At 61.7% G+C, this 21,031-nt stretch carries 19 protein-coding genes and 2 pseudogenes; 15 read left to right on the top strand and 6 right to left on the bottom strand.

The genetic code is table 11. The annotated features are described in order from the left end of the window. Position 1: 1 nt before the first annotated feature. Together tnpB and tnpA are read right to left on the bottom strand one after the other, a co-directional pair. A complete protein-coding gene (tnpB, locus tag E4K64_RS32745) occupies positions 2–334 on the bottom strand; it encodes an IS66 family insertion sequence element accessory protein TnpB (RefSeq protein ID WP_126259275.1) in 333 nt (110 codons plus the stop codon). Beyond that, positions 331–1,206: an IS66 family insertion sequence element accessory protein TnpA gene (gene tnpA / locus E4K64_RS32740; RefSeq protein WP_126259276.1), complete on the bottom strand. Its 876-nt coding sequence runs from the start codon at positions 1,204–1,206 to the stop codon at positions 331–333. Before tnpA ends, tnpB begins: the two co-directional genes overlap by 4 nt. Before the next feature lie 261 nt (positions 1,207–1,467). Here tnpA and E4K64_RS32735 point away from each other — a divergent pair, with 261 nt between their 5' ends. The 15 genes and pseudogenes from E4K64_RS32735 to E4K64_RS32665 all read left to right on the top strand — a co-directional run bounded on the left by E4K64_RS32735 (position 1,468) and on the right by E4K64_RS32665 (position 16,910). Continuing rightward, a complete protein-coding gene (locus tag E4K64_RS32735; RefSeq protein WP_126259277.1) occupies positions 1,468–3,231 on the top strand; it encodes a relaxase/mobilization nuclease domain-containing protein in 1,764 nt (587 codons plus the stop codon). A 36-nt stretch (positions 3,232–3,267) separates the two neighbouring features. Beyond that, positions 3,268–5,255, top strand: a pseudogene (locus tag E4K64_RS32730) (conjugal transfer protein TraG). 6 nt (positions 5,256–5,261) lie between these two features. Then, entirely contained in the window at positions 5,262–5,687 is a 426-nt protein-coding gene (locus E4K64_RS32725; RefSeq protein WP_126259278.1) for a ribbon-helix-helix domain-containing protein, read from the top strand. A 136-nt stretch (positions 5,688–5,823) separates the two neighbouring features. Continuing rightward, positions 5,824–7,158 (top strand): MFS transporter, encoded by a 1,335-nt coding sequence (locus E4K64_RS32720; protein WP_126259279.1) that lies wholly within the window; start codon positions 5,824–5,826, stop codon positions 7,156–7,158. Between the two features lie 223 nt (positions 7,159–7,381). Further along, positions 7,382–8,296: a P-type conjugative transfer ATPase TrbB gene (trbB, locus tag E4K64_RS32715; protein WP_135167081.1), complete on the top strand. Its 915-nt coding sequence runs from the start codon at positions 7,382–7,384 to the stop codon at positions 8,294–8,296. Between the two features lies 1 nt (position 8,297). Further along, positions 8,298–8,621, top strand: a complete 324-nt coding sequence (locus E4K64_RS32710) for a TrbC/VirB2 family type IV secretion system protein (protein ID WP_126259281.1) — start codon at positions 8,298–8,300, stop codon at positions 8,619–8,621. Continuing rightward, positions 8,621–8,884 carry a VirB3 family type IV secretion system protein gene (locus E4K64_RS32705; RefSeq protein ID WP_126259282.1) on the top strand — a complete coding sequence of 88 codons (264 nt, stop codon included), beginning with the start codon at positions 8,621–8,623 and terminating at the stop codon, positions 8,882–8,884. Before E4K64_RS32710 ends, E4K64_RS32705 begins: the two co-directional genes overlap by 1 nt. Before the next feature lie 10 nt (positions 8,885–8,894). Continuing rightward, a complete protein-coding gene (gene trbE / locus E4K64_RS32700; RefSeq protein ID WP_126259283.1) occupies positions 8,895–11,336 on the top strand; it encodes a conjugal transfer protein TrbE in 2,442 nt (813 codons plus the stop codon). Continuing rightward, positions 11,333–12,061 (top strand): P-type conjugative transfer protein TrbJ, encoded by a 729-nt coding sequence (trbJ, locus tag E4K64_RS32695; protein WP_126259284.1) that lies wholly within the window; start codon positions 11,333–11,335, stop codon positions 12,059–12,061. Before trbE ends, trbJ begins: the two co-directional genes overlap by 4 nt. Further along, a complete protein-coding gene (gene trbK-alt, locus E4K64_RS32690; RefSeq protein WP_126259285.1) occupies positions 12,061–12,414 on the top strand; it encodes a putative entry exclusion protein TrbK-alt in 354 nt (117 codons plus the stop codon). The genes trbJ and trbK-alt overlap by 1 nt, the downstream gene beginning before the upstream one ends. Further along, complete coding sequence (gene trbL, locus E4K64_RS32685; RefSeq protein WP_126259286.1) at positions 12,411–13,640, top strand: P-type conjugative transfer protein TrbL; 1,230 nt, start codon at positions 12,411–12,413, stop codon at positions 13,638–13,640. The genes trbK-alt and trbL overlap by 4 nt, the downstream gene beginning before the upstream one ends. Before the next feature lie 103 nt (positions 13,641–13,743). Continuing rightward, the gene (gene trbF / locus E4K64_RS32680; protein WP_126259287.1) at positions 13,744–14,427 is read left to right on the top strand and encodes a conjugal transfer protein TrbF; all 684 of its coding nucleotides are present in this window, start codon (positions 13,744–13,746) and stop codon (positions 14,425–14,427) included. Continuing rightward, positions 14,424–15,458, top strand: a complete 1,035-nt coding sequence (gene trbG / locus E4K64_RS32675) for a P-type conjugative transfer protein TrbG (protein WP_205680520.1) — start codon at positions 14,424–14,426, stop codon at positions 15,456–15,458. Before trbF ends, trbG begins: the two co-directional genes overlap by 4 nt. Next, entirely contained in the window at positions 15,455–16,666 is a 1,212-nt protein-coding gene (locus E4K64_RS32670; protein ID WP_126259288.1) for a TraB/TrbI/VirB10 family type IV secretion system protein, read from the top strand. Before trbG ends, E4K64_RS32670 begins: the two co-directional genes overlap by 4 nt. 4 nt (positions 16,667–16,670) lie before the next feature. After that, a complete protein-coding gene (locus E4K64_RS32665; RefSeq protein WP_126259289.1) occupies positions 16,671–16,910 on the top strand; it encodes a DUF2274 domain-containing protein in 240 nt (79 codons plus the stop codon). A gap of 142 nt (positions 16,911–17,052) precedes the next feature. On the opposite strand, the gene istB is transcribed toward E4K64_RS32665, so the two are convergent. The 4 genes and pseudogenes from istB to E4K64_RS32645 form a co-directional block, all read right to left on the bottom strand. Further along, on the bottom strand, positions 17,053–17,895 hold the full coding sequence (gene istB, locus E4K64_RS32660) for an IS21-like element helper ATPase IstB (protein ID WP_126259290.1): 843 nt from the start codon (positions 17,893–17,895) through the stop codon (positions 17,053–17,055). Then, positions 17,892–19,424: an IS21 family transposase gene (gene istA / locus E4K64_RS32655; protein WP_126259314.1), complete on the bottom strand. Its 1,533-nt coding sequence runs from the start codon at positions 19,422–19,424 to the stop codon at positions 17,892–17,894. The genes istB and istA overlap by 4 nt, the downstream gene beginning before the upstream one ends. Positions 19,425–19,701: 277 nt before the next feature. Next, the gene (locus E4K64_RS32650; protein ID WP_126259291.1) at positions 19,702–19,872 is read right to left on the bottom strand and encodes a YegP family protein; all 171 of its coding nucleotides are present in this window, start codon (positions 19,870–19,872) and stop codon (positions 19,702–19,704) included. 396 nt (positions 19,873–20,268) lie between these two features. Beyond that, positions 20,269–20,748, bottom strand: a pseudogene (locus tag E4K64_RS32645) (IS5/IS1182 family transposase); the annotation flags it as partial. Positions 20,749–21,031 lie beyond the last annotated feature (283 nt).

The raw sequence follows: 21,031 nt of genomic DNA, 5'->3' as shown, positions 1-21,031 counted from the left end.
TTCAACCCGCGATGACCGGGCGCCATCGACGCTCGGGTGTGCGCCAATCGATGCCTTCGATCAGCATGGCAAGCTGCGCCGGGGACAGCGTCACCGTGCCGCCCGGATCGCTCATTCTCGGCCAGATGAAGCCGCCTTGGTCGAGCCTTTTGCTGAACAGACAAAGGCCGTTGCCGTCCCAGAACAGGATCTTAAGCGTGCTTGCCTTCTTGCCTCGGAAGGCAAACAGGTGGCCGGAGAATGGGTCCTTCTTGAGGTGTTCCTGAACGAGAGCGGCGAGGCCATCCAGGCCCTTCCGCATGTCGGTATATCCCATGGCCGGCACGATCATCATCGGGCAGTCTCCTGCTCAATGACGTGGCGACGGACTGCATCCGGGTCACTGCCGATCGGTGCGAAGACGCGACGCCCATCGTCCAATTCGACAACCGTCATGCCGTCAGGCGGCTGCAACAGATCATTCAGGACGAGCGTTGCGGATTGTGCGCCAGCGACCCTCACAGCCGCCAATTTCGCCGGCACTCGCTTGCTGAACCCGAACTGTACCCGCCACCGGAACAACATGCTGGTGACGATGCCGTGGCGCCGGCAAACCTCGGCAGCGGTGGCACCGGGGAGCTCGGACTGGGTCACAATCGCGAGCTTTTCCTCCTCACTGAAGCGACGCCGGTTGGCGCGTTCGTCGCTCGGCGGATCGACGGCTGGTGCATCTGTCAAGCGGCTTCTTGCGCGAGACCCCTTAGCAGCGCTGCTAACACTAGTGCTTATTAGTGGGCGGGCACTCGGATGAAGTTGCGTCCGCCAGTCGATTTCCACCTCATTGGCGTCGATCAGATCGCGCCACCGTTTCAGGCTGTGCTGCGATATGCCATGTGCCCGGGCATAGGCTTGCATGCTCAGTCCGCACCACCTCATCGCTTCAACGTGCATTGTCCAGAACGCTTGGACGGCTCTGCAGCGCTGGTCCTTCGACACTGGACTCCGCTTCTTGCGAAGCCGCTCCCGACGTTCCTCGCGACGCAATTCCGCACGTACTTTCAGCGTTTCGGCGTCAATCAGATGCCGCAGCCAGCGATCGAATGTGCCGCCACTGAGACGATGCTGACGACAGTATTTGCGCTTGCTGAGACCGCTTCGCCGCCACGCCTCAACCTGTACCGACCAAAAAGAGCGACGCGCTTCGTTCTTGAAATATTCCGTACCCACCGGAGATCCTCCAATGCAGCAAGGAACCCGATATGGAACGACAACGCACTCTCGGAAAGTCGTGCAGGATTCGGACGCTTACACCACGACGGCAGGACGGCTAGATAAAAGGGGCTCGCCGGTCGAACCGCAAGCCATTGGCATGGCTTGGGTTCTGGCGTGCCGATCGGTCGGGGCGCGTGCCGCGCCTTGCATTTTGATGAATGCAATCAAGGGGGTCTTCGGCACCGTGTGGGCGTTTGATCGTTGGGAGGCCCTGCCGTGAGCGTGGGCGACAGCGATCTGCGTATTCGGCCTGGGCGTATCCGCAGTACCCGCGCGCCGAAGCCGAAGAGCTTCATCAACCAGGTGCTGCGGGCGGCGGAGAAAGCAGGACACACCTCGGATCAGACCAGATCCGGCAGGCGTTCAGCGGCCTATGGGCGCTCCACGTTTGGCCGCGGCCGCCTCGCCTTTAGTCGCGCCAGATTATTCAGCCCGACGCGGCGCGTTGTGGTGAAGGCGCGCGTGGTTCGTCACAAAGGGCGAGCCTTCCGTTCAGCACCGCTGACGGCCCATCTCTCATATCTGAAGCGCGACGGTGTGACCCGGAATGGTGAGCGTGCCAAGATGTTCGATGCCGGCAGCGACGGCGCCGATAGCGCGGCTTTCGCGGAGCGGTGTGAGGACGACCGGCATCATTTCCGGTTCATCATCTCGCCGGAGGACGCTGGCGAGATGACCGACCTCAAAGCCTTCACCCGCGACCTCGCCAGGCAGATAGAATCCGATCTCGGCACGCGGCTCGATTGGGTAGCCGTCGATCACTGGAACACGGACAACCCACACGTCCATCTTCTCGTTCGGGGCGTGGACGAGGAAGGGGCGGACCTCGTGATCTCTCGCGACTATATCAGCCAGGGCCTGCGCTCACGTGCCGAGGAACTGGTTGCCATCGAACTCGGTCCGAAGCCGGAGCACGAGATCCGCAATTCGCTGGAGAAGGAAGTTACGGCGGAACGATGGACGCGGCTCGACCGGGAGATCCGGTTGGCGGCAGATGAGACCGGCTTTATCGATCTGCGCCCAGAGGTTCCCGGCAAGTCCGATCCTGAGATTCGGCGCCTGATGGTTGGCCGCCTTCAGCACCTGGAGAAGATGGGCCTTGCCGCATCCGTCGCACCAGGGGAATGGATGGTAGGGCTCGACGCTGAGCGTAGCTTGCGCGATCTCGGCATGCGCGGCGACATCATCAAGACCATGCACCGCGCCTTTACCGAGCGCGGGGAAGCGCGCGGCGTTGCCGACTTCGTCATCGAAGGCGGAGAGCCGACGTCCCAGATCATCGGACGGCTGGTCGATCGCGGATTGCATGACGAACTGACTGGCGAGGCCTACGCTCTGATCGACGGAACAGACGGACGCGCGCACCACGTGCGCTTCCGAGGGGTCGAGGCGTTCGAACAGGCGCCACCGGCCGGCGGTATCGTGGAAATCCGACGCTTCGGTCAAGCCAGTGACCCGCGGCCGACCGTGGTGCTGGCGACTCGTTCCGATCTCGATCTCGGTGCGCAGGTCACTGCAAAGGGGGCCACCTGGCTCGACCACAGACTTGTTGAACGAGACCCCATGCCGCTCGCTATGGGAGGCTTCGGCCGCGAGACTCGCGAGGCCCTGGAAGCCCGTACCGAGCATTTGATCCAGGAGGACCTGGCGCGGCGGCAAGGCTCACGCATCATCTTGCAGCGCGACCTCCTGAACACGTTGCGCCGGCGCGAACTGGACGAGGTGGCGGCAAAAGTCTCGGCCGACACCGGCCTGGCTCACGTGAACGCCGCCTCCGGGGAGCATGTGGCGGGCACGTATCGCCAGCGGTTGACGCTCACCTCCGGACGCTTCGCCATGATCGATAGTGGGCTCGGCTTCCAGCTCGTGCCCTGGTCGCGCGATCTCGAAAAGAGGCTCGGGCAACACGTCAGCGGCGTCGTGAAAGACGGCGGTGGCATCGAATGGGGCTTTGGCCGCAAGCGCGACCTCGGGCTCTAGCAATCTTTCCAATTCAGTTGCGGAAGGACGTTCGGGATGTCGGGAACCAAGATCCTCTGGGGACAGGTCATCGTTGTCGGCCTGATCGTCTTGATCGCCATCTGGGGAGCAACAGAATGGACGGCCTGGCGGCTTGCCTATCAACCGGAGCTTGGGCGGCCATGGTTCGAACTCTTGGGCTTCAAGGTCTATTACCCCCCCCGGTCTTCTTCTGGTGGTGGTTCGTCTATGATGCCTATGCGCCTCAGGTCTTTGTTGAGGGAGCCTTCATCGCGGCGTCGGGGACCTTCGTTTCGATCGCGGTGGCGATCGGCATGTCGGTCCGGCGGGCGCGCGAAGCCAAGAACGTCGAGACTTATGGCTCGGCGCGCTGGGCCGGTGCGGAAGAGGTTCGAGTGGCCGGACTTCTCGGTCCGGATGGCGTGGTGCTCGGCAAGCTCGACCATGACTACCTCCGCCATGACGGACCGGAGCACGTATTGTGTTTTGCGCCCACCCGGTCGGGCAAAGGTGTCGGCCTCGTCGTTCCTTCGTTGCTGGCTTGGCCCGGATCGGCCATCGTTCACGACATCAAGGGTGAGAACTGGCAACTGACCGCCGGCTTCCGCTCGCGACATGGCCGCGTCCTGCTATTCGACCCGACCAACCCAAAGTCTTCGGCCTACAATCCGCTCCTTGAGGTCCGGCGTGGGGAATGGGAGGTTCGCGACGTCCAGAATGTCGCCGATGTCCTGGTTGACCCTGAAGGTTCGCTCGACAAGCGGAACCATTGGGAGAAGACCAGTCATTCGCTCCTGGTCGGCGCCATCCTCCACGTCCTCTATGCCGAGTCGGACAAGACTTTGGCCGGCGTCGCCGCCTTCCTGTCCGACCCGAAGCGGCCCATCGAGGCGACGCTGAAGGCGATGATGACCACCCCACACCTGGGCGAGCAGGGCGCTCATCCCGTGGTCGCCTCGACCGCGCGCGAACTGCTCAACAAGTCGGAGAACGAACGTTCGGGCGTCCTGTCGACGGCGATGTCTTTCCTGGGGCTGTACCGCGATCCCGTCGTGGCCAAGGTGACCTGCCGATGCGACTGGCGGATCGCGGATCTGATCGCAGATAGCCGCCCAACGACGCTCTACCTGGTGGTGCCTCCCTCCGATATTTCGCGGACCAAGCCCCTCATCCGTCTGGTGTTGAACCAGATCGGCCGGCGCCTGACCGAGGACTTGCACGCCCGCGATCGTCGACATCGAGTCCTGATGATGCTTGACGAGTTCCCGGCGCTGGGGCGTCTCGACTTCTTCGAGTCCGCACTCGCCTTCATGGCGGGGTACGGCATCAAAAGTTTCCTGATCGCGCAATCGCTCAATCAGATCGAGAAGGCCTATGGGCCCAACAATGCGATCCTCGACAATTGTCACGTCCGAGTCAGCTTCGCGACCAATGACGAGCGAACCGCCAAACGCGTGTCCGACGCCTTGGGTACGGCGACGGAGATGCGCGCGATGAAAAACTATGCCGGGCACAGGTTGAACCCCTGGCTGGGCCACCTCATGGTCTCTCGGCAGGAGACGGCAAGACCGCTGCTGACCCCTGGCGAAGTCATGCAGCTTTCGCCGATGGACGAAATCGTGATGGTGGCAGGCACGCCGCCGATCCGGGGGAAGAAGGTGCGCTACTATGAGGATCGGCGGTTTAGCGAGCGGGTCTTGCCGCCGCCCGATCCGGCGACATCCGGTCGGTCATCGCGAACGGACGGATGGTCAACGGCCGGAACGCTGAGGCCGGTGCCACTTCCAACCGAGAGGGGGCAAGGAGAGGAAGACGCGGCGAACAGCGGCCTCCGTCGTGAGCCTGAACTCCCCGATCACATTGCGATCGTCAAGGAGACGACCGAACCGACGCCGGCACAGGAGTTTGCTGTCGTCCTTGATGACGATGAGGACGCCGTCCGTCAATCCCGTCTACTACGTCAACAGATGCGTGGCGTCGCCCGTCAGGTCGCCATGGACCCGAATGACGGTATGGAGCTCTGACGCAACATGCGCGACCGGATGAATGTGTATTTCCCGCCGGAGCTCCTGAAGCAAATCTCGGAACTGGCCGATCGCAAGAAACTTTCCCGGTCTGCGATCGTGGAAGCGGCCGTCGTTTCATTTTTGTCACCTGATGGCGCGGACAGACGGGAGGCAGCGTTTACCCGCCGCCTGGACCGGATGTCGCGTCAGATGCAGAGGCTGGAGCGCGACGTCGGTTTGACGGCCGAGACTTTGGCCCTCTTCATTCGTTTCTGGCTGACGATCACGCCACCGTTGCCCAACGATTCGCAGGCGGCCGCACAGATAAAGGGCAGGGAACGCTTTGAGGGATTTGTCGAAACGCTCGGGCGCCGGCTGCAAAAGGGGCAAAGCTTCCTCCGCGAGATTCCGGAAGATATCCGCCGTCACGAACCGGCCGACGAAACCTGACTGAGGGTCCTCAATACGATATCGCGTCGGCCCCTCCTTATTCTACGCCAGCCTACGACCGCAGAGATTTAGCCCAACTGACAAAAAGCTGGACGCGCTATCGGCTCGAATGAGCTGAGGAGCAAGAAGGGCCAGCATGCAAATCTCAATAGCATGGCGTCGGATCGCGCGCGTTTTTCTTCCTTTTGCCGCGGGGCATTATCTTTCGTATCTGTTTCGAACGATCAACGCTTTGATCGCCGGCCAGCTCAGCTCCGATACCGGGCTTGGGACTGCCGACCTTGGACTGCTTACGTCAGTCTATTTCTTGGTCTTCGCGGCGGCTCAGATCCCCATCGGCATATTGTTGGACCGCTTCGGTCCACGTCGCGTTCAGAGTGTTCTGCTTCTGGTCGCAGCAGTCGGCGCCGGACTGTTCGCGGTATCGACCGGTTTCCTGTCGATGTTGATCGCGCGTGCAATGATCGGGCTTGGCGTGGCGGCGGCGCTGACGGCAGGACTGAAGTCCATCATCCTTTGGTTCCCCAGGCAACAAGTTGCCTTGCTGAATGGCTACATGATCATGTTGGGATCGCTAGGAGCGGTGACCGCTACGGCTCCTGCCGAGCATCTGCTCGCCTGGATGGGCTGGCGACAGCTCTTTGAGATTCTGGCGGTCGCTACCGGTGCTACCGCCATCCTCATCTATCTCGTGGTGCCTGAACGAGTCATCATCCCATCAACAGTATCAATTCCCGCGACCCTCAGCTCCGTTTTCCGCGACAGGCGTTTCTGGCGTATTGCTCCGTTGTCAGCGACTTGCGTTGGATCGGCCTGGTCTCTGCAGGGATTGTGGGTGTCGCCGTGGCTAATGGACGTAGAGAGGTTCGATCACACAGCCGTGGTCGGACGGCTTTTCATCATGTCCATCGTATTGAGCGGCGGTGCCTGGTTGTTCGGCATGATGGTCCACTACATCAAACGAGCTGGAATCGGGGCGGAGACGATATTTGCGATGGTTGCAATGCTGTTTATCGCAGCCGAGGTGGTCCTGATCCTGCGAGCGCCTCTGCCGTCCATCTTGCCCTGGTCCATTGTCGCAATTTTCGGAACGGCAACCGTGGTCAGCTTCGCGGTGATAGCGGATTACTTTCCGCCGGAACTGGCCGGTCGTGCCAATGGCGCTTTGAACGTCCTGCACTTTGGCTGGGCCTTTCTGGCACAATACGCGACAGGCTTGATCCTGGAGCAATGGCCCACGAATGAAGGCCATAGGACCGTCCAAGCCTATCAAGTTGCGTTCGGTCTCAACGTAGCGCTGCAGATCGCGGCGCTGGTCTGGTACGCGCTGCCCTGGGGCCGATCTATCGCTTCGTGGATGAACTCAGTCCTTTTCCTCAAGCCGGCTGATGTTTCCTACGCTGCCGAGTCAGTTGGGTTGTATGAGGATTCGGTGATTCTCCTGCCCGCGGATGACGATGCGGAGTGGTGAACAGCAACTCGCGGCGAACCGAGACAATTGAGTAGTCTCAATTGCCGGTTCTCGGACTTTCTTTTTCTACGCTGCTCTACGATCACCAAAAGCGCTTGTTGCGCCACGTCCGTTGGTGCCTTTTCTAATCATCCCATCTGAGGGCCCTGGATGCCCTGATTCGGTGGGGGCGACGGTGGCAATCCATTCCTTTCAATCGGAGACGAATTCGCGCGGCGCGCGAATGCTGCGTAGCGCGCTTGGCACGGCGATCGCCGGTTACCTCGAAGATGAAGCGGTCATCGAGGTGATGCTCAACCCAGATGGGCGACTGTGGATCGATCGGTTGTCGAATGGCCTGATTGACACCGGCGAAACTCTATCCGCGGCGGATGGTGAGCGCATTGTTCGGCTGGTAGCGCACCACGTCCGTGCGGAAGTGCATGCTGGCTCGCCCCGCGTTTCGGCCGAACTGCCTGGGACCGGCGAGCGCTTCGAGGGCCTCTTGCCTCCGGTCGTTGCTGCACCGGCGTTCGCTATCCGCAAGCCTGCGGTCGCCGTGTTTACGCTCGACGACTACGTCGCCAAGGCGATCATGACCTCGGCGCAGGCCGAAATACTGAAAAACTCGGTCGCCGGACGGAAGAACATTCTTGTGGCCGGTGGGACATCGACCGGCAAGACCACATTGACGAATGCGCTCCTGGCCGAGGTGGCAAAGACCTCCGATCGCGTCGTGCTGATCGAGGATACCCGCGAACTTCAGTGCAAAGCGCCAAATCTTGTGGCGTTGCGGACCAAAGATGGCGTGGCGACGCTCTCGGACCTCGTTCGCTCGTCACTGCGATTGCGTCCCGATCGCATTCCGATCGGTGAGGTCCGCGGCGCTGAAGCACTCGATCTGCTCAAGGCTTGGGGCACCGGCCATCCCGGCGGCATCGGGACCATTCATGCCGGCACCGCACTCGGTGCGCTGCGGCGGCTCGAGCAACTCATCCAGGAAGCCGTCATCACGGTTCCGCGCGCCCTGATCGCCGAGACAATCAACCTCGTCGCCGTACTTGCGGGGCGCGGCGCTGACCGTCGCCTCGCCGAGCTCGCCCTCGTCAGAGGGCTTGGTGCTGCCGGCGACTACAGCCTTTCACCAGCAGGAGACTGACATGCGTTTGGAATTTCCAGTTCTTCGGGCCGCAACACTCGCCGCGTCCGGCATAGTGCTTTTGACGACGGCTCCGGCGTGGGCGGCTGGCTCAAACATGCCGTGGGAGCAGCCGCTCAATCAGATTCTGCAGTCGGTGGAGGGGCCGGTCGCCAAAATCATCGCCGTCATCATCATCGTCGTGACCGGGCTCACGCTGGCCTTCGGGGACTCGTCAGGTGGTTTCCGCAGGCTGATCCAGATCGTGTTCGGTCTGTCGATCGCGTTCGCGGCCTCGAGCTTCTTCCTGTCGTTCTTCTCCTTCGGCGGCGGCCTGGTGATCTGATGGAAGATCAGGTCGCAGGCTTTGTCGTACCCGTTCACCGCGCGCTCACTGAGCCAATCCTGATGGGCGGCGCGCCGCGGTCGGTCGCGATTGTCAACGGCACGCTTGCGGCAGCCTTGGGCCTTGGACTGCGGCTCTGGATCGCGGGTCTCGTCCTCTGGTTCGTCGGCCACATGGCCGCCGTCTGGGCCGCCAAGCGCGACCCCGCCTTCGTCGATGTCGTGCGCCGACATCTGCGGATTCCCGGTCATCTCGACGCTTGAGCTCTCGATCATGATGAACCTTGCCGAATATCGCCATTCCAACGCGCGTCTCGCCGACTTCCTGCCTTGGGCAGCTCTGGTCGACGAGGGAATCATCCTCAACAAGGACGGTTCATTCCAACGGACGGCAAAGTTCCGAGGACCTGACCTCGATAGCGCGGTACCGGCCGAACTCGTCGCCGTCGCCGGCCGTCTGAACAACGCCCTGCGTCGACTGGGATCCGGCTGGGCCGTCTTCGTCGAGGCGCAGCGTCATTTTGCGGGGGCATACCCGCCGAGCACCTTTCCGGACGTCGCGTCCGCGCTGGTTGACGCGGAACGTAGGGCTCAGTTCGAAGAGGCTGGTGCCCACTATGAGTCCAGCTATTTCCTGACCTTCCTATATCTGCCCCCGGAGGAGGGGGCCGCGAGGGCAGAGCGACTACTCTATGAGGGTCGCGATCGCACCGTCGGAGCCGATGCGCGCGAGGTGCTCCGTGGGTTCATCGATCAAACCAACCGCGTGCTGCAGCTTGTTGAAGGATTCATGCCCGAACGCGCCTGGCTAGATGATCAGGACACGCTGACCTACCTGCACTCGACGATTTCGACCAAGCGTCATCGCGTCCGTGTGCCCGAAATTCCCATGTACATCGATGCATTGTTGGCCGACCAGCCGTTGACCGGCGGGCTCGAGCCGATGTTGGGTTCAGCGAACCTGCGTGTTCTCACGATAGTCGGCTTTCCCGGCGCGACGACGCCGGGAATTCTGGACGACTTGAATCGCCTGGCATTCTCCTATCGCTGGTCGACTCGGGCGATCATGCTCGACAAGATCGATGCCACCAAGTTGCTGACCAAAATTCGTCGGCAGTGGTTCGCCAAGAGAAAGTCCATCGGCGCCATTCTCAAGGAGGTCATGACCAACGAGGCGTCGACGCTTCTCGATACCGACGCTCACAACAAGGCGCTTGATGCCGACGCGGCACTGCAGGAACTGGGGTCGGATCAGATCGGACAAGCCTTTGTTACGGCGACTATCACAGTGTGGGACCGCGATCCCAATGCTGCGGATGAAAAGCTCCGTCTGGTCGAGAAGGTCATTCAGGGGCGCGATTTCACCTGCATGATCGAGACGGTGAACGCCGTCGAAGCCTGGCTCGGCAGTCTGCCCGGGCACGTCTACGCCAATGTGCGTCAGCCGCCGGTTTCGACGCTCAACCTCGCCCACATGATCCCGATGTCGGCCGTATGGGCCGGTGAGCCGAGGGATTTCCACTTCAAGGGGCCGCCGCTCCTGTTTGGCAAGACCGAGGGATCAACACCATTCCGATTCTCGCTCCATGTCGGTGACGTCGGTCATACCCTGGTGGTGGGACCGACAGGCGCTGGAAAGTCGGTGCTGCTGGCCCTGATGGCGCTCCAGTTTCGCCGTTACCCGAGCTCTCAGGTGTTTGCATTCGATTTCGGCGGCTCGATCCGGGCCGCCGCGCTCGCCATGGGCGGTGATTGGCACGATCTCGGCGGCGCGTTGTCGGACGGAGACGACCAATCCGTTGCATTGCAGCCGCTGGCCTGGATCGACGACCCTTCCGAGCGCGGATGGGCCACGGAATGGATCGGAGCGATCCTGGCGCGGGAAAAGGTCGAGATCACCCCGGAGGTCAAGGATCATCTGTGGTCGGCGCTGACGTCTCTCGCATCGGCGCCGAGGCAGGAACGGACGCTGACCGGCCTATCGGTCCTCCTGCAATCGAACTCCCTGAAACGTGCCTTGCAACCTTACTGCTTGGGTGGCGCCACTGGGCGCCTGCTCGATGCCGAATTCGAGCGGCTCGGTGAGGCCTCGGTCCAGGCATTTGAGACCGAAGGGTTGATCGGAACGAGCGCGGCACCGGCCGTGCTGGCTTACCTCTTTCATCGGATCGGCGACCGTCTCGACGGCCGACCGACTCTTCTTATTGTCGATGAAGGCTGGCTTGCCCTCGACGACGAGGATTTTGCCGGCCAGCTCCGGGAGTGGCTGAAGACGCTTCGGAAGAAGAACGCATCGGTTATTTTCGCCACCCAGTCGCTTTCTGACATCGATGGCTCTGCGATCGCGCCGGCGATCATCGAAAGCTGCCCGACACGTTTGTTGCTGCCGAACGAACGAGCGATCGAACCGCAGATCACGGCCATCTACCGTCGCTTCGGCCTCAATGACCGCCAGATTGAGCTTCTGAGCCGGGCAACGCCCAAGCGCGACTATTACTGCCAGTCCCGTCGCGGCAACCGGATGTTCGAACTCGGCCTTGGCGAGGTCGCGCTCGCCTTTGCGGCAGCCTCCTCCAAGACGGACCAGGTCGCCATCGCGCGGCTGCTCGCCGAACATGGGCCTGAGGGGTTCGTGCCGGCATGGCTTCAGCACCGCGGCATCGCCTGGGCCACTGACCTGATCCCCAACCTCGTCAATCTGGAGAAATCGCTATGAGGCGTCTTGGTCTGTTGCTGACGGCTGGTACCGTTGCTCTGACGCTTGTCGTCACGGTGCCCGCACGGGCGCTCATTGTCTTCGATCCAAATAACTACGTTCAGAACGTCCTCACCGCGGCCCGAGAGCTCCAGCAGATCAACAATCAGATCACCTCGTTACAGAACGAGGCGCAGATGCTGATCAATCAGGCCAAGAATCTGGCAAACCTGCCGTACTCGTCGCTGCAGCAATTGCAATCATCTATTCAGCGGACCCAGCTGCTGTTGGCCCAGGCTCAGCGGATCGCCTACGACGTCCAGCAGATCGATCGCGCCTTCTCGACTAGCTATGCGCCAGCTGCCAGCAGCCAGTCCAACCAGGCGTTGGTCATAAACGCGCAGTCGAGATGGCAGAACTCAGTCGCCGCATTGCAGGACGCGCTCCGCGTCCAAGCAGGCGTCGTCGGCAACCTCGACACCAACCGCATCCAGACGTCCGCATTGGTGACATCAAGCCAAGGTGCCAGTGGCGCCCTTCAGGCGACGCAAGCCGGCAATCAAATTCTCGCGCTCCAGGCCCAGCAACTCGCCGATCTCACGGCTGCCGTGGCGGCCCAGGGCAGGGCGCAGAGCCTTGAAGCGGCGCAGCGCGCATCCGCCCAGGATCAGGGGCGGGAACAGCTCCGGCGGTTTTTGACGCCGGGACAAGGCTATCAATCCCAAGACGTGCGGATGTTCCACTGATGACCGACGTAAGGGCATTCAAGGCGCTGTCGCTGCTCTCGACCATCGGCGTCTTGGTCGTTACCGCCTGCACAATTCAGCTTCGTGGTGGGAACGACCCCGCGCCACAGAAGGCGGAGTACACGACGGGCGCAACCAGCGCTGAGCTCATGCGCTGCCGCAGCATCACGTCGGAGGAAGCGGCAGATTATCAGCATTGCAAGCAGCTTTGGGCCGAAAGCCGCCGCCGCTTCTTTGGCAGGAAAGATGGTGTCGCAGGCCACGATGAAGCGGCCGCAGGCCTAGTGTCGGTCCCAAAGGATCAAAGCCGGATCCCGCAAGGATATCCGAAACCTGAGGCGATCAAGCCATGACTGGTGCGGGGATCATCGACCAGTTCCTGGAGACGTTCACCCGTTATATCGATAACGGCTTCGGGCTGCTCGGGAGTGACGTCGGATATCTCGCAACGACCCTTGCCGCGATCGACATCACGCTCGCCGCGTTGTTCTGGAGTTGGGGAACGGATGAGGACATCATCGCGCGCCTTGTCAAGAAGACGCTCTTCGTCGGCGTCTTTGCCTATCTCATTGGCAATTGGAATAGCCTTGCTCGCATCGTCTTCGAAAGCTTTGCCGGTCTTGGACTGAAGGCATCCGGCGCAAGCCTCTCCGCATCTGATTTCCTGCGACCGGGAAAGATCGCTCAGGTCGGACTTGATGCCGGCCGGCCGTTGCTCGACTCGATCTCGAACCTGATGGGCTACATCAGTTTCTTCGAGAATTTCGTTCAGATCCTCGTTCTCCTGTTCGCCTGGCTCGTGGTGCTGCTCGCCTTCTTCATCCTGGCGATCCAGCTCTTCGTCACCCTGATCGAGTTCAAGCTCACGACGCTGGCCGGCTTCGTCCTCATTCCCTTTGGCTTGTTTGGCAAGACCGCTTTCGCGGCAGAGCGGGTTCTGGGCAATGTCATATCCTCGGGAATCAAAGTCCTGGTCCTGGCTGTGATCGTTGGTATCGGCTCGACCCTGTTCTCGCAGTTCACCTCCGGCTTTGCTGGCGGGCAGCCAACGATCGAAGACGCCATGACATTGGTGCTTGCGGCGCTCTCTTTGCTGGGCCTCGGTATCTTCGGTCCTGGAATCGCAAACGGCCTGGTGTCCGGCGGACCACAACTCGGCGCCGGTGCGGCTGTCGGTACCGGACTTGCCGCTGGCGGAGTTATGGCTGCCGGCGCGGGACTTGCCGCCGGTGGTGCTGGTCTCGCCGGCGGTGCCATTGCAGGCGCCGCGCGCGGTGGCGGCGCGGTCTTTAGTGGAGTATCCGCCGCCTACCGAACCGGAGGCCTTGCTGGCGTCGCGGAGGCCGGTGGCTCGGCCGCCATGAGCCCTTTGCGCCGCGCAGCGGCTGCGCTCGGCGGAGGTGGGCATGCAGGCGAGCAGGCCGCTAGCACCTCGGCCGAAGGGCAACCCAATTGGGCGCGACGCATGAAACGCGCCGAGGCCATTCGGCACGGTGCATCGGCGGCTGGCCACGCGGTCCGCTCCGGCGATCACGGTGGCAGCGGTTCCTCCGTCGATTTGTCCGATGGAGAGCGCTGACACATAGACGAAAGCACTTTCACCATACGCCGCGCGGCAGCGCCTCAAAACCCGGACAGCGCACGGCTTGAAACCGATCAGTTGATTCCAGGGGCAAATATCGATGTTTAAACGACCGTCAGTTCACTATGGGCGAATGCCTGAGCCGACTACGCCTTACCAAAAGGCAGCTCAGGTTTGGGATGAACGCATTGGATCGGCGCGCGTGCAAGCCAAGAACTGGCGCCTGATGGCGTTTGGCTGCCTGTTGCTGTCTACGGGGCTTGCAGGCGGACTTGTTTGGCAATCGAACCAAGGATCAGTCACTCCCTGGGTGGTCGAGGTCGATCACCTCGGCCAAGCCCAGAGGGTTGCGCCCGCCAACTTCGACTATCAGCCCACTGACGCTCAGATCGCCTACCATCTGGCTCGGTTTATTGAAGACGTCAGGGGCCTTCCTGCGGACGGGATTGTCCTACGCCAGAACTGGCTGCGGGCCTATGATTTCACGACAGATCGCGGCGCGGCCGCGCTCAACGACTATGCGCGTAACAACGATCCCTTTGCCAAGTTGGGGAAGGCGCAGATCTCCGTCGAGGTCTCGAGCGTCATTCGCGCCTCGTCGGAAAGCTTTCGCGTCGCGTGGACCCAGCGCGTCTACGAAAACGGCTCGTTGAGCTCGACCGAGCGCTGGACTGCAATTATCGCGATCGTGATCGAGACACCGCGCGATGCCGAACGTCTGCGCAAGAATCCCCTTGGCGTCTACGTTCGCGCCATCAACTGGTCAAAGGAGTTGAGTCAGTGACCAAGACGCCGTCTGACGTTCATTCGAAGCATCCGGTACCGTACAGCAGGATCAGTCCGACTCCGCCCGAATTTTCGACCGCGAAGCGAGCAGTCTTGTTTGCTCTCCTGCTTGCTTCCTTCGCGCTCGGCGGGTGCGCGACCTACATTCCGCCGGAGATCAGCTACGACGCGGAGGTCCCGCCGCTGCCGCCGGCTCCAGCAATTCTCGACGACAGGTCGCGACCGCTGCACGTTCCACCGCTCTGGAATCCGGCTCTTGGCGGCAAGTCGGGAGGGAAGGAAGACGCTGAACCCGTGAGCCGGGTTGAGACCGCAAACAGCGCAGCCCGAGTCGAACCGCGCAAGCGGGGGTATTTCAACGCGGCGCAAATCTACACCTATAGTCCCGGAGCGCTGTATCAGATTTACGCTGCGCCGGGGCAGATCACGGATATCGCGCTAGAGGAAGGAGAGCAGCTAACGGGGGCAGGGCCGATCGCGGCCGGAGATACCATACGGTGGGTCGTGGGCGATACCGAAAGCGGGAGCGGCGACACACGGCGCGTCCATATTCTGGTCAAGCCGACTCGAGCTTCGATCGAGACTAATCTGGTGGTCAATACTGACCGGCGCACCTACCTGATTGAGCTCCGCTCTCGCGAGCGGCCATACATGCCATCCGTTGCCTGGTACTATCCTGAAACGCCACGCGAACGGTCGCGTTCAGTCGCTCTGAAACCCGTTCTGCCTGATCCGGCGCAACGCATCTCCCGCTACGCCATCGAAGGGGATAATCCTCCTTGGCGGCCGCTCGCCGCATATGATGATGGCCGCAAGGTCTATGTCGAATTCCCGCAGGGCATTGTGCAAGGCGAGATGCCTCCGCTCTTTGTCATTGGCCCGGATGGCAAGACCGAGCTCGTCAACTACCGCGCCTACGGCAACGTGTTGATCGTGGATCGGCTGTTTGCTGCTGCCGAACTCCGGCTCGGCGGTGAGCACCAACGGAAGGTCAGGATTGTCAGGACAGACGGGAGGCCGTCGTCATGATTGCGCCGAACGAGAACGACCAGCCCCAAGTCGCGCCGCCGCAAACACAAGAGGAGCAGTCTAGGAGCTTTCGCTTGAGAGCAGAGCATCCGCCCGTCACGAGGTTGTCGCGGAAGATACTGGCGGGCGGGAGCGCGGTTGCCCTGCTCGTCATCGGAGGTGCAGTGCTGTGGTCCTTGCAAAACAATCGCTCCCGTAATCAGGCGGCCGACGAGCTCTACAGTACCGACCACCACAATGTTGCCGATGGCATTACGACACTGCCGAAGGACTACGCCGGCATTCCGCGCCAGGCAGTTCCGCAGCTAGGTCCGCCGCTTCCCGGCGACATGGGTCGACCGATCCTTGCCGCTCAAGGTTTGTCGCCGACGAGTGGCTCTGACCCCGACAAACAGCGCCAGGATCAAGAGACCGAAGCAGCCCGCATCAGTCATCTGTTCGCTTCGACTAATGGGCGAGAGATGCGTCCGTCCGCCGCTGCGCCGGTCGGAGGGGATCGCGTCGTGCTGCCCAACGCAACGAACTCTGGCGACGATGGATATGCGCAAAACGGTCAGGACCGCAAGCTTGCCTTCGTAAACGCTTTGGTGGACCGTCGCACTGTAAGCCCTGACCGCCTCACTAGGCCCGCTTCACCCTACATCGTGCAGGCTGGAACAGTGATTCCTGGGGCGCTGATCACCGGGGTCCGATCGGACCTTCCAGGTCAAATCACCGCGCAGGTAACCGAGAATGTCTTTGACACGCCGACCGGCCGCTTTCTGCTTGTGCCTCAGGGGGCGCGTCTGATCGGTATCTACGATAGCCAGGTCACTTTCGGCCAATCCCGTGTGCTGCTCGTCTGGACACGGCTGATCATGCCGAATGGACGTTCCATCGTTCTCGAACGGCAGCCTGGCGCTGACACCGCTGGGTATGCCGGCCTCGAAGACCAAGTGGACAATCACTGGGGCGAACTGTTCAAAGCTGCGGCACTATCGACGTTTCTGGCGATCGGGACCGAACTGGGGGCCGGCTCGGACACCAACAGCAACGACAGCGCAATCATCCAGGCATTGCGACATGGAGCGTCGGACTCACTAAACCAGACCGGGCAGCAGGTGGTTCGCCGCAGTCTCAGCATCCAGCCCACGCTTAACGTAAGACCTGGCTTCCCGGTTCGTGTTCTTGTCAATCATGACCTCATACTTACATTGTATAGAGGGTGACAACATGCCAAAACTCAAAATAGGGGAGCTTCCAGACGACAAGCCCGTCAAAGTGAGTACGGAGCTCCCTGCGGCGGTCCATCGTGATCTCATTGCATATGCAGAAGCGCTTACGCGTCAGGGGGGGCAAGTGGTCGATCCTACCAAACTCATCGCCCCCATGTTGGCGCGCTTTATGGCGACGGATCGAGGATTTTCTAAGCTGAAACGTCAAGGCCACGTACCGGCCGCTGAAGGACAGTGATGCTCAAAGTTTCGTCGAGACTGTTGTCGACGCTAAATAGTTGATTGCATCAAGCTAAGCGTGCCGCGACGAGGCGGCCGAGTCAGGAGATAATTGACGCTGGCCGCCGGCTTGGCAAGCGTTGATTGACGCTGCGCGACAATCAAGCGGCGCTGCCAGCGTCAATCGCAGTCTTGTCGAGTTCGTTGGGGGTAGTGTGAACAGGCGGCCGGCCTGGACCGCGCTTGCGATCGAGGGCAACTTTTCGACGGTAACTTTCGACGTTCATCTCGAGGATTGTGGCGTGGTGGACCAAACGATCGATGGCAGCCAACGTCATTGCTTGGTCCGGGAAGATACGCCCCCATTCGCCAAATGGCTGATTGGCCGTGATCAGCAGCGAGCGTCGTTCGTAGCGGGCGGCGATCAACTCGAACAACACACTGGTTTCCGCCTGATCCTTGCTCACATATGTGATGTCGTCGAGGATCAGGAGGTCATAGCGATCGAGTTTGGCGATCGCGGACTCCAGCGCCAGCTCGCGCCGCGCGACCTGCAGCCGTTGCACCAGATCAGTGGTGCGCGCGAAGAGAACGCGCCAACCGTTCTCGACGAGGGCCAGGCCGATCGCCGCGCCGAGATGGGTCTTGCCGCCGCCCGGTGGACCGAACAAGAGCAAATTGGCGCCGGCCTTCAACCAGGCGTCGCCGGCGGCGAGCGCCATGGCCTGTGCCTTTGATAGCATCGGCACGCTCTCGAAGTCGAAGGTGGCGAGCGTCTTGCCGGCGGGCAAACGCGCTTCCACCATGTGTCGCTCGATCCGACGGCGGGTGCGATCGGATGCCTCGTGCTCGGCAAGGGCGGCGAGGAAGCGGGCGGCAGGCCATCCTTCCTTGTCCGACTGTGCGGCGAGCTTCGGCCAGATCGCCTTGACGCCCGGCAGGCGGAGCTCATTGAGAAGCAACTCGACACGAGCAGCATCGACGGAGGTGGCGATACCGGTCATGCTGCCTCTCCCAGGTTCGAGCGGCCCGACATGACGCTGACGGAGGCGAGTTCATCGTAGACGTCGAGCGGCGCCAGCTTGACGGCGACGCGCGGGATCGAGGCCGCCTCGGGTCGGAAGCGGTCGCGCAGCGCGGCAAGATCGGGTAACTGTCCGGCGTCCAGATCCATCGCGATCGCCTTGGCGAGCTCGGCTTCGCAGGCTCGCTCGTGGGCCAGCGCTAGAAGTTCGACCGTCACCTTGCAGGCGCGCCGATCGTCACCGTGCTCCCGCAAGGTCTCGAATAGGCGTCTGTAAGCGGCGCGCGGGAAGAGCTGGTCGCGATAGACGAGGTTGAGGAGCGCCATCGGCTTGCGCCGCAGGGCATGGATGACGTGCCGGTAATCGACGACATGCCCGCCCTGGCTCTCCGACACAGGCCGACCGCGCCGCAACGTCACAACCGGCGTGACGCCGAGGAAGCATTCGAGCCGGTCGTCGAAGATGCGCACACGCAGGCGATGGCCAATCAGCCTTGAAGGAACGGTGTAGAACACGCGCCGCAGGATGAAGCCGCCTGACGACGTCACCGGGATCACTTTCTCGTCGAAGTCGGTCGTGCGGCCTTTCGGCAGCGGCGCCAATGCCTCCTTCTCGAGCGCGATCGGCTTGGCGAGGTTGGCGTTGCGCCGGCCGACAATCTCGTCGACAAAAGCCCGGTAGGCATCGAGACTGGCGAAGTCGCGCGTCCCCCGCAGCAACAGCGCATCTTCCAGTGCGCGCTTGAGATGGCCGTGCGCACTCTCGATCGAGCCGTTCTCGTGTGCAATGCCCGCATTGTTGCGTGTTGGTGCCATGCCATAGTGGCCCATCAGCGCAGCGTAGCGCTGTGTCAGATCCTCACGCGCGTCAGCCGCCAGATTGCGGAACGCCGCCGATAGGCTGTCGCTGCGATGCTCCCGTGGAACGTCGCCAAGCGCCCACAGGGCGTTCTGCAAGCCCTCGGCCAGGGCGACGAAGCTTTCGCCCCCGAGCACGACATGGGCATGCTCGAAGCCGGAGAACGCCAACCGGAAGTGATAGAGCCGGTGATCGAGTGGCTCACCTACGATGGTAATGCCGAGCGCGCTCACGTCGGTGAAGTCGGACAGACCCAGCCGCCCAGGCTCGTGCTCCTGGCGGAAGATCACGTCCTGTTCCGGGCCGTTGAGCGCCCGCCACGCATTGATGCGCCGCTCCAGCGTGCGTCGGATGTTGGGCTTGAGGTCGCGATGCCGCCGGCGCAGTTCGTCCAGCACACCGATCACGCGGATGCCGGGAGCAGCCTTCAGGATCGGAACGATCTCGGCGTCCCAATAGGGCGCGAGTGGATCGGATCGTCGCCGGCCCCTCGGCGCCTTCTTCTGCGATGGCGGGCGCGCATCGCCCTCAATCCGATACGCACTCGCTTTCGAGAACCCCGCCTTGGCCGCGGCCGCTTCGGGGGACAATGTCAGTCGGTAGGTCATGTACAGCCTCATCTGGTGGTCGGTGATGTGAAGGCCAGGCAAGGCATCGATTCCCTCTTGTCGAGACGAATCAAAAGCTTGCACCAGCCCCGCCCAGCCGCCAGACGGGTCCAAAAACGCGCGACGCCGATGGCGACGGTCCTCCGGTCGGGCTACGCCCTCCCTTCGGTCCGTCCCCATCGGCGCAGTCTCACCTTGATTGTCGCTGGAGTCTCACCCTGATCGCCGCCGCGCAGCTGGCATATGTTCGAAGAAAAGCGCGAAGCGACTAACGTTAGCGGGCACGTGGGCGGCTTTCTCTAAGATCATCCTCGCTGCGTTACTCCCGCACGCGAGTACTGGCGTCCGTACTCTTCACAAGCTCAATGGCACCAAGGCAATCAACTTTGTTGTGATAGCCCTCGCCGGAATCGGCGATTTTGCGTTCGTTCACCGAGTACAACGTCCAACGCCACTCATTACGCGCGTCCCGGTACAGCTGGAAGTACATAGCCTTGACCTCCTGAGTTATTCCTGCGCCGTAGGTTTGCCAAGTTGTACCGGTGCGAGGGATGCTGGGCACCTACCAGGATTGGTCGGCAGCGTACGGCCACCACGCACACTCAGCTAGTGCCAGCGCTGCCGATTAGCGAAGTGCACCCATTCCCCGAAAGCTGCTTTTGTCAGGCATGTATCGGTTAGTTGTCTCCAAGAATCTCCGCTTTCGATCCACCAGGCTTTCCGAACGTGCAAGTCGAAGGATTCTTCGTGCAAGATCAGAATTAGGGCCGCCGTCCACAGTCGCTCCGAGAGCTTCTCGAAACAGTGCGTCGGAATGCTGCCACCAAGCCCCGCTAAACTTGCTTTCTGCGAAGAACTCAAGAGTCGTCCGTGAAGAACCTGAACTTCAGTTCGGAACGAGCTGAAGTCGGAGGATGAGCTGGACGAGGATTTGGCGCAACAAGAGCTGCAGCCAGCGGAGGAGGCGCCGGAAGTTGTAGCCGGCGGCGGAGAGGACGGCATTGGTGGCATCTCCTTCGCGGTGCCAAAGATAGTTCCGGCCCATCCGATGTTCGGATTTGAGATGGCCGATGACCGGCTCGACGGCGGAGCGGCGGCGCAGCTCGCGTTTGATCTGCGGGATTACCCGCCGCTTTTGGCCTGACGTGAACACCCTGAACTTGTATTCGGGCGCGGCATTGTGGCCGCGGTAGCCCTTGTCGACATAAGCCCGCTCGATGGCACAACCGGTGAGCGTCTCGGTGCGGTCGATGACGTCGCGCAAGGTGTGACCGTCGTACGGGTTGTCGGGCAGCGCCCTGGCGTGCAGCACGAACAGGCCACCGGGAGCACGGCGGTTGTTGGTGACGATGGAGGCTTTGACACCGATCTATGGACCACGCCCACGTTGCAAGAGGAATCGACAAAGGGATGAAGCGGTTTGCGCCAATCTATCCGGCTTCGATTTGAGGCTGTCGCCCCGAGCCATTATGGATATCCGCCCACTTCTGTCCTCAATAACTCGCCGGCCTCAACAAGGGCCATGGAGTCGAACCAGGCTTCAGAAGTGTCGGTAGAACCGTTTCTCCATTCGTCCTTTCCGTCTCGCAAACCTCGGCGGGATAGTGTGCTATTCCGATCGGATCGTGGATCTTCCTTCCTTCCCGGGT

The sequence above is a fragment of the Bradyrhizobium frederickii genome (assembly GCF_004570865.1).
GTDB classification, from domain to species: domain Bacteria; phylum Pseudomonadota; class Alphaproteobacteria; order Rhizobiales; family Xanthobacteraceae; genus Bradyrhizobium; species Bradyrhizobium frederickii.
This window is presented reverse-complemented; position numbering and strand designations above follow the sequence as displayed.